This is a genomic window from Fictibacillus sp. 23RED33 (genome assembly GCF_015903925.1).
Classification (GTDB): domain Bacteria; phylum Bacillota; class Bacilli; order Bacillales; family Fictibacillaceae; genus Fictibacillus; species Fictibacillus phosphorivorans.
This window is the reverse complement of sequence record NZ_JACZDX010000001.1, coordinates 1,015,605-1,029,753: the sequence shown is the minus strand read 5'-3', so window position 1 is coordinate 1,029,753 and position 14,149 is coordinate 1,015,605. Positions and strand designations below refer to the sequence as shown.

Annotated in this window: 12 protein-coding genes; all 12 read right to left on the bottom strand. The window is 39.1% G+C overall.

Features of this window, described 5'->3' with window-relative positions:
- Positions 1–30: 30 nt before the first annotated feature.
- Positions 31–1,314, bottom strand: coding sequence for a cell division protein FtsA (gene ftsA, locus IHV09_RS05435; protein ID WP_197127656.1), 1,284 nt, complete (start codon positions 1,312–1,314; stop codon positions 31–33).
- Positions 1,315–1,449: 135 nt separating this feature from the next.
- Entirely contained in the window at positions 1,450–1,803 is a 354-nt protein-coding gene (locus tag IHV09_RS05430) for a small basic family protein (RefSeq protein WP_066393455.1), read from the bottom strand.
- 1 nt (position 1,804) lies between these two features.
- On the bottom strand, positions 1,805–2,512 hold the full coding sequence (locus tag IHV09_RS05425; protein ID WP_197263800.1) for a DUF881 domain-containing protein: 708 nt from the start codon (positions 2,510–2,512) through the stop codon (positions 1,805–1,807).
- A 5-nt stretch (positions 2,513–2,517) separates the two neighbouring features.
- Positions 2,518–3,213 carry a DUF881 domain-containing protein gene (locus IHV09_RS05420; protein ID WP_197127654.1) on the bottom strand — a complete coding sequence of 232 codons (696 nt, stop codon included), beginning with the start codon at positions 3,211–3,213 and terminating at the stop codon, positions 2,518–2,520.
- Positions 3,200–3,973 carry a cell division protein FtsQ/DivIB gene (locus IHV09_RS05415; RefSeq protein ID WP_197127653.1) on the bottom strand — a complete coding sequence of 258 codons (774 nt, stop codon included), beginning with the start codon at positions 3,971–3,973 and terminating at the stop codon, positions 3,200–3,202. Before IHV09_RS05415 ends, IHV09_RS05420 begins: the two co-directional genes overlap by 14 nt.
- A 228-nt stretch (positions 3,974–4,201) precedes the next feature.
- Entirely contained in the window at positions 4,202–5,116 is a 915-nt protein-coding gene (gene murB / locus IHV09_RS05410; RefSeq protein ID WP_231618134.1) for a UDP-N-acetylmuramate dehydrogenase, read from the bottom strand.
- A gap of 531 nt (positions 5,117–5,647) precedes the next feature.
- Positions 5,648–6,748 carry a stage V sporulation protein E gene (gene spoVE / locus IHV09_RS05405; protein ID WP_144700917.1) on the bottom strand — a complete coding sequence of 367 codons (1,101 nt, stop codon included), beginning with the start codon at positions 6,746–6,748 and terminating at the stop codon, positions 5,648–5,650.
- A 36-nt stretch (positions 6,749–6,784) separates the two neighbouring features.
- A complete protein-coding gene (murD, locus tag IHV09_RS05400; protein ID WP_197263799.1) occupies positions 6,785–8,137 on the bottom strand; it encodes a UDP-N-acetylmuramoyl-L-alanine--D-glutamate ligase in 1,353 nt (450 codons plus the stop codon).
- The gene (gene mraY / locus IHV09_RS05395; protein ID WP_197127651.1) at positions 8,138–9,112 is read right to left on the bottom strand and encodes a phospho-N-acetylmuramoyl-pentapeptide-transferase; all 975 of its coding nucleotides are present in this window, start codon (positions 9,110–9,112) and stop codon (positions 8,138–8,140) included.
- On the bottom strand, positions 9,109–10,491 hold the full coding sequence (locus IHV09_RS05390) for a UDP-N-acetylmuramoyl-tripeptide--D-alanyl-D-alanine ligase (RefSeq protein ID WP_197127650.1): 1,383 nt from the start codon (positions 10,489–10,491) through the stop codon (positions 9,109–9,111). The genes mraY and IHV09_RS05390 overlap by 4 nt, the downstream gene beginning before the upstream one ends.
- A complete protein-coding gene (locus IHV09_RS05385; RefSeq protein WP_197127649.1) occupies positions 10,488–11,954 on the bottom strand; it encodes a UDP-N-acetylmuramoyl-L-alanyl-D-glutamate--2,6-diaminopimelate ligase in 1,467 nt (488 codons plus the stop codon). Before IHV09_RS05385 ends, IHV09_RS05390 begins: the two co-directional genes overlap by 4 nt.
- Positions 11,955–12,183: 229 nt before the next feature.
- On the bottom strand, positions 12,184–14,118 hold the full coding sequence (locus IHV09_RS05380) for a stage V sporulation protein D (protein ID WP_197127648.1): 1,935 nt from the start codon (positions 14,116–14,118) through the stop codon (positions 12,184–12,186).
- Positions 14,119–14,149 lie beyond the last annotated feature (31 nt).

Below are 14,149 nucleotides of genomic sequence, written 5' to 3'. Positions count from 1 at the left end.
GCGTTCCTCCTAATGACTAGTTCCTTAGTGTTATTCGAAAAATAAACCAAACCAGTCTTTGACTTTTGATTTCATGCCACCGGATTGTTTTTCTTGGCCCGATTTTTGGCTGGATTGTTGTTTCTTTTTAGGTAAAGGTTCTCCAGCGTTATCAGCTAACGCAGTGGCAACTTCTTTTCCTTGAACTTTAATATTTTTGTGAGTGAATTGGATTAATCCAACACCAGCTGTAAACTTCGGTTCTCTAACCCCGATATAATCCGGCAATGAAACGCGTACGTTCTGCTGGAAGATATCTTGAGCGAGTTCTAGTACTCCTGGAATTGCAGCAACTCCGCCTGTGATAACAAAACCGCCAGGAAGTTCGGAATATCCACGCTGATGCAATTCATCATCAATCATCTCAAATATTTCAGCCATACGAGCTTCAATGATTAATGAGAGCTCGTATTGCGAGATTTCTTGTTCTTGTGAAGAACCAATTTGCGATACTGTAAATGTCTCATCTTTTGACGCATAATCCACGAAAGAGTGACCATGCTTCAGCTTAATCTTTTCTGCATCTTCAGCAGAAGTTCTTAATCCAATGGATATATCTTTTGTGATAAAGTCTCCACCAATCGGAAGGACTGAAGTTAACTGCATGGTACCTTGGTCGAATACAGATAGTGTAGTAGACCCCCCACCAATATCAATTAGTGCTACACCAAGCTCCATCTCATCACGTGAAAGTGCAATCGATGATGTTGCCAATGGCTCTAAACAAATGTCCGCCACTGTTAGTCCAGCTCGTTCTACGCATCGTAATAAATTATGTAAGATCGTTTTGGAACCCGTAATCACTGTTCCTTCCATCTCAAGGCGAACACCTAACATGCCTCGGGGATCAATAATCTCATCTGTACCGTCAACAATAAATTGTCTAGGAATCACATCTATAATTTCGCGTTCTGGAGGCACTGACATAACCTGAGCTGCCTCTATTACTCTAGCGATGTCCTCATCACCGATTTCTCGGTCTTCTCTTGATACCGCAACTACACCGTGGCATGGCTGAAGTTGAATATGGTTCCCTTTTACACCTACGATTACTGCATTTATAGGAATACCTAACATTCTTTCAGCTTGCTCTACGGCTTTTCTTATGGAACGAACAGTTTCGTCAATATCTACAATGGAACCTTTTCTGATTCCAGCTGATTTTGCATGGCCAACACCAATAACATTAAAGGACTCACTAGTCATTTCTCCAATGATCACTTTAATATTGGATGTACCGATGTCTAAACTTACATAAATTTCATTGCTGTTCATTCTGTGGCACCTCCTTACCTTTCATCCAATAAATCTTCTAAATTTTTAAAAATCCCTTGATTTGCGCTTAATTATGGAATAAATTCCACAAACAACGGGTTATCCCTCTTTTTTTTTACCGTTTTTTCAAATTTTTTAGGCCTTTTTGCGTGAATCTGACCATTTAGAAATAATTAAGCGCCTAATAACCGCAATATTATTAAACAGCCTAACACCAAATGCAAAAATTGCAGCTAAGTACAAGTCAATACCAAGGTGAACCCCTAAGTACGCGAGCCCTGCAGCCAATAAAATATTAAAGAAAAAACCTGTAATGAACACTTTATCTTCAAAACTGCCTTGAAGATGTGCACGTATACCACCGAATAAGGTATCAAGTGCAGCTAAGACAGCGATTGATAAATAGTTTGCATATTCTGGAGGGACCCGGATATCAGACATGAAACCTAATAGTAGACCTAATAACAGTCCAAGTACCGGCAACCACATCTTACGTTTCCTCCTTTGCCGGTTTCATAAACTTCACCTTCATATCTTTATCGAAAGCTGGCAAAATAACTTTAGCTGTTTGTTTAGATTCTACAAGAAAATTTTCACGGATAAACTCCTCAACAGCTGGTGAAGCAATGATCTTCTGATGAAGTTTTTCATAGTCTTTTGCCAAAACTCTGATTTCAATTGGAAAAGAAGAAACAGGCTCATTGTTTATGTAAATGTTTCCATTCACTTCCCGGATCGGGGTCTTAGATACGACACGCTGTCCATCTATACTAATCTCTTTTGCATCGTATCGATTTAATTCGTTTACAAGTCTTCTAAGCATATCAGGATCTATTTTAGGAACAGGTTGATCTACTCCAATTAGCTCTTCATTAAAAGGTTCGATCGTTATTACGATTCCTTGTCCGCTAACCGTCGTTAATCCTGCCTGTTTTTTTAAATCCCATAGCGCTTTTTCCATTGCTTGGATTTTTTCGTCTTTCCCTTCACCTTTGTATTGGTTCAGGAGTTCACTATAGCGTTCAAATTCCTCATTAAGCTCCTGCTGACGCTGTTTTTCTTTTTCCAAATCAGCTCTTAACTCCCATAAATCTCTAGTATCCCGAACAACAGGATTGTTTGTGGTCTCAAATTGGATCGCCAGCATTCCGCCAAGTATGAGGGCAATTGTTGCGAACATGAATTGTCTTTCTTTCAACTAACTCATCCCTCTTCCGTAATAAATGGCTCCATCTCGATCGCGCTTTCTTGCTCCACCCTTACTTCTACTCCGTCATTGACAATTTTATCGACGATATACAGATTCAAAGATTTCTCTAGGGTTGTTGATTTTCCTATTGCTGTTATAACAAAAGGTGCAGGATATTGGTTACCATCCACAGAAACGACCGGACCGATACAAGCGATATACGTATCATGAGAGATCCTCTGACCGTTTATCGCAATTGCTTCTGCACCTGAGACGTGAAGTTCGTCAATGACACTTCTTATATGTTCTTCATGGACGATATAATCGTTAGGGTTCTCCCCTTCCGGTATATAGGAGGAATCTTGCAGAGTAACTTCTACCCCCTCCCCTTTCACCTTTACGTTTCCTACTACCATTCTGAGCTCTTTTAAATCTTCTACTAGTTTAGAAGATATCTCCTCTTGATCAGCCAGCTTATTCTCTTTCTTCTCAACATTTTGCTGCAGATTTTGAAGACCGCCTGCTAATTCTCTATTCGTTTTTTGAAGATTTAAAATTTGGCTTCTCAATGAATCTTCTTTTTTCCATTCATTGTTCTCTACAACATTTTGCTTTTCAATCTGTGCTCTCTGATAGGAGAAAGATAATATGAACCCGGTAACGAGAAGGATTAAAGATAGGAAAAGATGCGTCCCTTTAATTTTGCTCATTACTTTCCTCCACTTGGTTGTATCGTTCAAAACGTGTGCTGATTCCTAAATAGAACGTACCTTTTTCATCAGGCTTTAGCTCACTCACTAAAGACGGATAAGCAGTCAGCCTTTCTGAAAACTTAGAGATCGTTGTCACTACTTTGTTTCCATCCGTCATAAACAATGTGAGTTGACTTGAATTGTTGGATGAAGGTGTATGTGTGATCTCGGATATACGGTGAATGATTCCTTCAGGTAGCTTTTGCAGTTCCTGAGCCATCATCTCTAATTGTTCAGGGTCACTCCAGCTTACAATTACTGGTGCATTTACAGGTCTCTCATTTTTCTTAAGAGGATCTAACATCTTCCCGTTTTGAAGCATCGGATAGTATATGTTTTCTTTCCTGAAATACCCAACCCGCTGAAATTCACTCACTTTAATTATAACTTGATTAAAAAATTTCTTTTGGATTGAAACTGAGCTCACCTCTGAAATACCTTCGAGCCGCTTCATAATTTCTTCTTCAGATACATTCAAATACTTTGTCTTTGTAGTAATTTCACTTTTTTCAAGAATCTCATTGTCGGTTACAAAATAGTTGCCTGAGACGGTAATTTTCTTCACATGACTAAGATCAGATTGAAAATAAACGACGACCAACAATAACAGGAAGAAAAAGGACAAGTAATAAATAAGACGACGATTTGCTTTTTGTTTGCGATGTTCTTTCAGCTTCGGAATTCGGTCCTCAATCTTGACAACCTTTACCTTGTCCATCCTCTTCCTCCGTTTTATAAGTTAGTACAAGAAACATTAACGGTTGACAGAAATAAAAGAACTTGGCAGATAGACGCCAAGTCTTCAAAAAGGTACTGATAACAGTCCAACTGTCAGAAGATAACGAAATGTAAAATCCGTTTTGAAACGTCAAAAGTTAATTTTTTCTTGTTCTTTGTATTATAGCACGGATATGCCGCAATTCAGCACTATTTATCCAATTTTTTGTTAATCATTTCTACCAATGATCTCAACTTCCGTATGAAGCTCAACACCATGCTTTTCTTTGATCGTTTTTTGTATATAGCTGATCAGATCCAGCACGTCTTTTGCTTTTGCATCTCCAGTATTCACAATAAAATTAGCATGCATCTCAGAAACTTGTGCACCGCCTACTTGTGTTCCTTTAAGCCCCGATGTCTCTATGAGATGTCCTGCATAATTTGGCAGCGGATTACGGAACACACTTCCACAGCATGGATAGTTCCATGGCTGAGTGTTTCTGCGATAATCTTTATTTTTCTTAAGCTCTGCCATGATGGTCTCTTTATCACCTTTATCCAATACGAGTATGACTTCTACACAGATTCCACCTGTTTCTTGAAGGACAGAAGTACGATATGAGAAGTGCAATTCTTCGTTAGAAAGCCATTTAAGCTCACCGTCAGGCAATAAAATCAAAGCTTTCTCAACGATCTTTGACATATCAGATCCATGCGCACCCGCATTCATGAACACAGCTCCACCAACTGACCCTGGAATACCAGCAGCAAATTCAAGGCCCGTATATGCTTCACGTGACATTACAGTCGCAAGCGGAATAAGCGAATATCCTCCGCCAACTCTAATCGTGTTATCATTTTTTTCAAGGTGGTTGATCCCCTCCCCTACCTTGATGACAACCCCTTCGATTCCTCCGTCTGCAACAAGAAGGTTAGACCCTCTACCGATTGCACGTATCGGTGCGTTTGCTTCTTTTATATAACTTAATGCTTTTTTTAGACATTCAATATTTTTTGGTTCATAAAAAAGATCAGCTGGCCCACCAATTTTTAATGTGGTGTGATTTTTTAATGGCTCATTTACTAGGACAGTACCTAGATCTTCACTTTTTAATTTCTCAGCTAATTGGCTATACATCATTAAAAACCCCCTACGTTCATACGCATCGTTCTATTTATATGCTATGCGTTAATCTTTTCCATGTTTTCAATGTCCTTAAACATCGACAAAGTAGTATTCGTCAGAACTAACGATTTTGTTTCTTACTTTTTATTTTCCTTAAAAATTTTAAAATGCTTTCGTTATGATTTATTAGTTGCTTCTTTGATTAATTGACAAAGGGTTGTAGTACTACTGCTAGTTTAACACAACCTATATAATTGATTTTTTCTTCCTAGCAAGCTGATTGTAGTGGAAGGTTGCCGACTCCTACGGGACGAGCGGTCAGGTGGAGACTCCTAATGGCGCAAAGCGGCAGGAGGCTCACCGTTCGCCCCGTGGAAAGCGTGCAACCTGGAGCGGAAATCAGCAACTAACATAAGCAAAATGATATACGAAAACAAGCTATCAAAAAATGACTCTAGAAAAAGAAGTTACCCTGCCATAATTGACAGGGTAACGTCTTTAAATCGCTATGTTTAGAATAAGAGAATTTCCTTTGAAACTCAAGTTTTAATACCTTGAATAACGGCTAATATTTAGGATTACTCCGATTGATGCGAGCATGAGTGTTAATGAGGATCCTCCATAACTTAAAAACGGCAACGTAATTCCAGTTACGGGCATCAAACCTGTAACTACTCCAATATTAATCATCACCTGTATAGCGACCATCCCAATAATCCCAATAGCTAAAAAGCTACCGAATAAATCAGGAGCACCTAAAGCGATTCTGATTCCACGCCATAAGAGAAGGCTAAACAGGATCAATACAAAAACAGCGCCGATAAAACCAAGTTCCTCTGAGAGGATCGCAAATATAAAATCCGTTTGAGGTTCTGGGAGATAACCAAATTTTTGTCTACTCTGACCTAAGCCTAACCCAAGTAATCCACCAGGTCCGAGCGAATAGAGAGACTGGATTATCTGAAATCCGCTTCCTAAAGGATCGCTCCAAGGATCGAGAAAAGACGTAATCCTCTTAATTCGATATGGAGCAGAAATAATTAATCCCGCAAGTCCGATAAGACCGATTAAAGCCATACCTACAAAATGAGAGATACGCGCACCTGCAACAAAGACCATCACGATGCTTGTTCCTACCATCACGGCCCCTGTTCCTAAATCGGGCTGAAGCATGATCATTCCAAAAGCGATCATCACTAATCCAAGAGTAGGCACTAAACCTTTTTTTAGAGAAGTGATCTTTTTTTGATGCTCCGATAGATACTTAGCTAGAAATGTAATCATGGCTAGTTTCATAAATTCAGACGGCTGTATGGAAAAAGCACCTACACCAATCCAGCTTCTAGCACCACCACGAACCATTCCAATACCTGGGACAAGAACTGCGATCAATAATACAAAACAAATAATCAGAAGAATCTTAGACCAGACTCTCCACGTCATGTAATTGATGTTCATGATAAAAAACATCGCTGCAATACCTACACCGGCAAATAACAATTGTCGCTTTGCAAAAAAGAACGCATCATCAAACTTATATAGTCCTAAATCTGCACTAGCGCTATAAACCATTATTATACCGATCGATAACAACATAAGCGTAACTACAATCATTATGATATCAGGGGTTGATTTCGTTGCAGGCAAAGGGAAACACCTCAACTCTTCTTATTTGTACAAACCTTATTTAAGTTTATGCACAGAGTTGATAAACATGTCCCCTCTTTGTTCGAATGTCTTATATTGATCCCAGCTTGCACAAGCAGGAGACAATAATATAACATCCTCTTCAGCAGATAAACTGTACGCAAGGGGAACAGCATCTTCCACATTATCAGCACGTTTTATCGTTTCTATTCCTGCCTGTTTTGCTGTTTCAGCTAGTTTGTCAGCTGTTTGACCAAAAGTAACGATTGCTTTTACATTTTTTAGTGACGGTAGCAGATCATCAAAAGAATTACCACGATCAAGTCCACCTGCTAGTAAGATTACAGGTTGTTCAAATGCAGACAACGCTGCATTCGTCGCTAATATATTGGTGGCTTTAGAGTCGTTGTAAAAACGTCTGCCGTTAAACTCACCCACATACTGCAAACGGTGTTTAACCCCAGGAAACGTAGTTAGAACCTGATGAATTTGTTTTAAAGTTGCCCCCGCTAATAACGATGCAGCTACAGCTGCCATAATGTTTGAGAGATTGTGATTACCTGGTAACACGATTTCACTCAACATAATAACTTTTCGCTCTTGAAAATAAAGCGCACCTTCTTCAACATAAACGCCGCTCTCAATTTTTTTCGACACAGAAAAAGGAATATGTTGAGCCTTGGAATCTTTCATTAAACGTGTGACACGTTCATCATCTGCGTTATAGATCACATAATCAGAGGAATCTTGATTCTCAGTGATCTTAGATTTTGCTTTTCCATATTCATCAAGAGAACCGTGGTAATCTAAATGTGCTTCGAATAAGTTCAGAAAAACAGAGATCTGTGGTTTAAATCGCTCTGTTCCCATCAACTGAAAGCTAGAAAGTTCCGCTACTAATATATCGTTCTCAGTAGACTCCGCAGCAACTTCGGAGAATACAGTGCCTATATTCCCGGCTACGATTGGTGTCTTATCACTGTTTTTCAACATATCACCAATAAGGGTAGTGGTTGTTGTCTTTCCGTTTGATCCTGTAATCGCAATAATCGATGCGTCTGAGATCATACCTGCTATTTCCACTTCTGTATAAACAGGAATGTTTCGTTTTACCGCTTCTTTAATCAAAGGATTTTGATAAGGAATTCCTGGATTCTTAACAATGAAATCTAACTGGTCGTCTAATAATGCCAACGGATGATCTCCGCAAACTACTTTAATCCCCAGTTTCTCAAGTTTTTCTGCTTCCACATTTCCTTCTCTAGGACTCTTGTCGTTCACCGTTAATTTGGCCCCAAACGAATGAAGCAGTTTTGCACCAGCAAAACCGCTCTTGGCTAATCCTACGATTAATATCTTTTTGTTTTTAAAAAATGTAGTGTCTTTCATTTATACCCACACCTCTAAATAAATTCCTAATGCTGCAAATACCAATCCTACAAGCCAAAATGTAACAACGATACGCCATTCACTCCAGCCGGATAGTTCGTAATGATGATGAAGCGGACTCATTTTAAAGACACGCTTACGAGTTAGTTTAAATGAGGCTACTTGAATCATTACAGAAAGCGTTTCGATTACAAACACACCACCAATAATAACAAGTAAGATCTCAAGCTTCGTTAGTATCGCTACGGCACTAATCGCGCCTCCTAGCGCGAGTGAGCCTGTGTCTCCCATAAATACTTTTGCAGGGTGTGCATTAAAAACTAAAAAGCCAAGTACCGCACCAACCACAGCCACACAGAAAATGGCAGCTTCAAATTGAAGAATGGTAGAAGATAACACGGCAAATGCACCAAAAGCTATAGCAGCTGTTCCTGCCAATAATCCATCTAATCCGTCCGTAAGGTTTACTGCATTAGAAGCTCCGATTAACATGAATACCACCAACACAGGATAAAACCATCCTAAATCAAATGAAAAATCTGTTCCGGGAACTGAAATTTCAGTCGAGAAATCAATGGCTCTTAAACCAAAGAAGAAAAGAGCTGCAATAATCAATTGACCTACTAACTTCTGTTTCGATGTTAAACCGAGATTTCGTTTCTTAACAACTTTAATAAAATCATCTAAAAATCCAATAAGTCCGTATCCTAAAGTGACAAGGATAAGTAAATGGGTTTCTGCCGTAACTGCAAAAAACTTCGCAGTCATCGCATATGTTGCAATAACAAGGGCTAAGACGATTACGATCCCGCCCATAGTAGGTGTACCTTGCTTTTTTTGGTGAGATTTTGGACCTTCATCACGTATGCTCTGCCCAAATTTTAATCTTCTTAAAAACGGGATAAAAAAGGGTGAACTTAATACCGCGATTAAGAAGGATGCAACTAATGTAAATAATAAGACTTGCTCAATCATTTTTTCGACTCCTGTTCTTTCTCTACAAATTTCGAGACAAGGGTTTCTAATACCATCCCTCTTGATGCTTTAAAAAGAATAGCAGTGTCTTTTGATAATAAACTAGCTATTGGTTCTTCCGCTTCTTCTTTTGTTAGACATTGAATAACCTCAAGGTCTTTACGTTTTTGTTTTTTTAGTTCATCTGCAATCCAAGCACCTTTTTGCCCCACACATATCACATGAGAGATCGTATCATCCACATGCTTAGCCATGTTTCGATGCATCTCTTCCTCATTTGAGCCTAATTCATACATATCTCCAAGAACAGCGACTTTTTGAGAATAATCCTTCAGGTCAGCAAGTGTCTCTAGAGCAGCAATCATACTAGTTGGACTAGCATTATAGGCATCATTGATAAGTAGTGTATCCTTCTTGCCGCTTTTCATTTCAAGACGCATGGATGTAACTTTAAGGCTCTCAAGTCCTTCTAATATTTTATTTTCTTCTATATTCAAGTAATGCCCTACAGCTATGGCATATGCAGCATTTTTTATGTTATGACGTCCTAGCATTGGTATCCGATACACAGTTGTACCTTCTTCTAAAGTAAACGTTACGCCATGTACATCTGTCTTAAGGTTAGATAACTTCAGTGTATTTGAATCACCGAAACCGACTTGTAACACGTTCTCACCTTTGACATGTGAAAGAAGCGGTTCATCTCCATCAATGATAAACAGCCCGCCTTGTTTTAATCCATCTGCAATCTCATGTTTTGCTTTAGCGATTCCTTCACGACTACCAAGTTGTTCAAGATGGCTTTCACCGATATTCGTGATAACAGCAACATCTGGTTCTGCGATCTTACTTAAAAGAGAGATCTCTCCATAATCACTCATACCCATTTCCAGGATTAGTACTTCAGTATTTTCTTCCATCGCAAGAATGGTTAGAGGCATTCCAATATGATTGTTGTAATTACCTTGTGTTTTAAATGTCTTAAAGTTTGCTGACGAAACACTTTCTATCATATCTTTTGTCGTTGTTTTTCCGTTACTGCCTGTTACAGCTACAACGACAGGGTTGATTTTCTTCAAGTAATATTTTGATATTTCCTGTAAAAACTTCACAGTGTCTGTTGTGTATAGAATCGGAAAATCTTCTGGCAATCCTTCAGGAAGATCTTTTCCTTCCTGCCAGATCGTAGCTGTGCATCCTTGTTGAATCGCATTCAGCAAAAAATCATGTCCATCAAAGCGCTCGCCGGCTATCGGTAGATATAGAGCATTCTCGCTTTTAAGTCTTGTATCTTTTGAAACACCTTCTAATATAAGGTTCTCATACTTTCCACTCGCCCGATCTGCTAATGAGACCAGTTCTTTAAAATCTAATTTCATTTTTTCACCGCCTTAATTGCTTCCCTTGCTACGACTCTATCATCAAACTCTAATATGTCTTTACCAATGATCTGATATGTTTCGTGACCTTTACCGGCTATAAGTATAACATCGTTTGCACTAGCATGTTCAACAGCATGTTCTATTGCTTTTTTTCGATCAGGGATGGTCACATAATTCCCACCATCCACACCCTCTTCCATATCTTTTAAGATTTGAAGAGGATCTTCTGTTCTCGGATTATCACTTGTGAAGATAGCATGATCAGCTAAGTTTGCTGCAATTCCTGCCATAAGTGGGCGCTTCGTCTTATCACGGTCACCGCCACACCCAACGATCGCTGTTATTTTCCCTGTAGCAAATTCTTTAATGGTTCGTAACACATTTTCTAAACTGTCAGGTGTATGTGCGTAATCAACGATCACAGTAAAATCTTGACCTGCTAGTACGGGTTCAAATCTGCCTGAAACTCCAGATACTTCTTTTAAACTTGTAAGAATTTGATCCAAATCTAATCCAGACAACAAACACGCCGTTGTTGCTGCAAGCACATTATAGACGGAGAACTTTCCGATAAGCTTCAATGTAACTTCTCTTGTACCAATAGGTGTATGGAGAGTAAACGTAGTGCCTTGTGATCCAATCATAATATTGGTTGCTCGAACGTCACTGTCGTTGTCGATCCCATAAGAAACAACCTGTGCGGAAGTAACTCTCTCAAACATTCTTGAAGCTGGATCATCATTATTAAGTACAGCTACTTTACGATCTGTTCTGCTATAAGTGTTGCCCATTTGTGAAAATAGAAGACTCTTTGCAAACTGGTATTCTTCCATATTTTTATGGTAGTCCAAATGATCTTGTGTCAGATTTGTAAAAACAGCAATATCAAAGTCACATCCCCAAACTCTTCCTTGAACAAGAGCATGCGAAGAGACCTCCATAACAGCTGCTTCTACTTTTTCTTTGGTCATCTGATAAAAAGCATTCTGCAAAAATAATGAATCAGGTGTAGTATTTGCTACTTTAAAGCTTTGATCTTTTATTTTCATTTCAATCGTACCGATCATTCCAGTGCTTTTCCCAGCATCTCGTAAAACTTTTTCAATGAGATGTGAAGTTGTCGTCTTACCATTCGTACCAGTTATTCCAATCAAATGAAGTTTTTGAGAAGGGTGTCCATAAAAAGCATCCGCTAAAACCGATAGTGCTTTTTTTGTGTTTTTCACTTTTATAACAGGAATGTTAACATCGATATCTTTCTCTGCTAATATAGCAGCAGCTCCGTTATTTGCCACTGTTTGGGCAAAATCATGGCCATCAAACAAAAGTCCTTCCATACAAACAAAAAGGCAGCCTTTCCCAGCTTTCCTGGAATCCATTTCAATGGAGGTAATTTCAGGATTGGCTTGGATATCCATTTCATAGTTCACTAAATATGTAAGCAGTTCTTTTAATTCCATTAATCCTGATCTCTCCTCTAATCATCGTTAAGCCTATATTATAAAAAAAAGTGTTGTTATCGCATATGCTGTTGCTCATAGAAAGGGTCTCTTTACCGTGTTATCTTCTTTGGCTTTAAATGAGTACGCTAAAAGTATCATCTTTCTATAAAAGAGCTGTTTATATGCATCTTTAAAGAAAATAAGCCAAGGCAAGATTCCGCGCTTGGCTATGTGTACATTCTTTATTTTAATCTTCCACTTCTTTTTTGTCACCCAAAAATAAACGTATCGTCTTGCCAGCTTCTAGCTTTACGCCAGCTTTAGGAGCTTGCTGTACGATATAATTCCCTTTTCCGGAAGTTTCTATCTTGAGATTATACAACAAATTTGTTAACTCTTTTGTTTGTTTACCTACTAAATCTGGAACGACTACCTCAGGAGCATCGAGCCATGTCTTTTCTTTTTCGATCTGATCTTTTTGCTTTTTGACACCCATGGCAGAAAGACTGTCTTCAATAATATTTCCTACGATTGGTGCTGCCACAATTCCACCAAATTGAAGGGTTTCTTTTGGATTATCTATAGCCACATAAACAACGATCTCTGGATTATTGGCAGGAGCCATGCCGATAAAAGAGACAATATGGTTGTTTTTTAAATAGACACCGCCTTCAGCCTTCTGAGCAGTCCCAGTTTTTCCTCCGACACGATAACCATCTACGAATGCATTCTTCCCAGTCCCTTGAGCTACAACACTTTCAAGTGCTCGCCTTACTTCTTTAGACGTTTCTTCAGAGATCACTTTTCTTTTGAGTTTTGGAGTCTGCTTACTAACTACTTTTCCAGTGATAGGGTCAACTAATTCTTTAGCTATATATGGTTCGTACAAATAGCCTCCGTTTACGGCCGCAGACACAGCTGCTACTTGCTGAATCGGAGTCACAGAAACACCTTGTCCGAACGCGGTTGTTGCAAGTTCAAGTGGACCAACACGATCTAAAGAGAATAAGATTCCTTTTCCTTCACCCGCCAAATCAACACCTGTCTTTTCTCCAAACCCAAAATCTTTTATATACTCAAAAAGTTTATCCTTTCCTAAACGTTGACCAAGGATAACGAAACCGGGGTTGCAAGAGTTTTGTACACCTTCTAAAAAGGTCTGACTGCCATGCCCTCCTGCTTTCCAGCATTTAAGCTTCCTCCCTGCAACTTCAATAGAGCCAGGGTCGTGAAAATGATCTTTATCTAGATCAACTTTACCTTCTTCAAGAGCAGCAGCAAGCGTAATGATCTTGAAGGTAGATCCTGGTTCATATTGAGCCCACACTGGCAGATTCCGATTGTATACTTCTGGTGATACACGCTTGTACTCTTCTGGATCAAAATCTGGCCGAGAGCTCATGCCAAGAATTTCTCCTGTATTCGGATTCATCGCAATGGCGATTGCGCCATCAGGATCATAGGTGGCTTGTGCGATATCGAGCTCTCTTTCAATTATCGTTTGAACACGTGAATCTGTTGTTAACCTAAGGTCGTATCCATCTTTTGGTTTTTCATACTTGTCCGATAATGAAGGCATTCTGCGTCCTCGTGCATCTGAAAAGAAGGATATATGACCTTTTTCACCATTGAGTTGTTCGTCATAATAAAGTTCTAGACCCGTAAGCCCTTGACTGTCGATCCCAGCAAAACCTAATACATGAGATAGGTAAGATCCGTATGGATAATGCCTTTTGCTGTCTTCTGCAACAAAAACACCTGGCAGATTTAACGCTTCAACTTCTTTTGCTTTCGTATTGCTGATTTTTCTTCCTCCATTATCAATCCTAACGATGGAAGCTTTCTTAGTGAGTCGTTGATACACTTCTGTTTTTGATATATTTAACAGTGCTGCTAACTTTTCAGCTGTTTCATTTGGTTCTTTGATCTGTCTTGGAACGACAAAGACGGTAGGAGCACTAATATTTGTCGCGAGTACCACATCATTACGGTCTAAGATCTTTCCTCTTTTTGGTTCAAAGGGAATATCTCTGCTCCAAGAATCAAGCGCTTGATCTGTCAACATATCTCCAAGCACAAATTGAACGTAGCCTAGTCTTACAGAAATGACAAAAAAGAAAGCTATTCCAAAAACAAGAACAAAAATTAAGCGCCTGCGTACAGTTACATTCGAAACTCGCACACACAATACCTCCCTTGTATGTCTCGTTTCA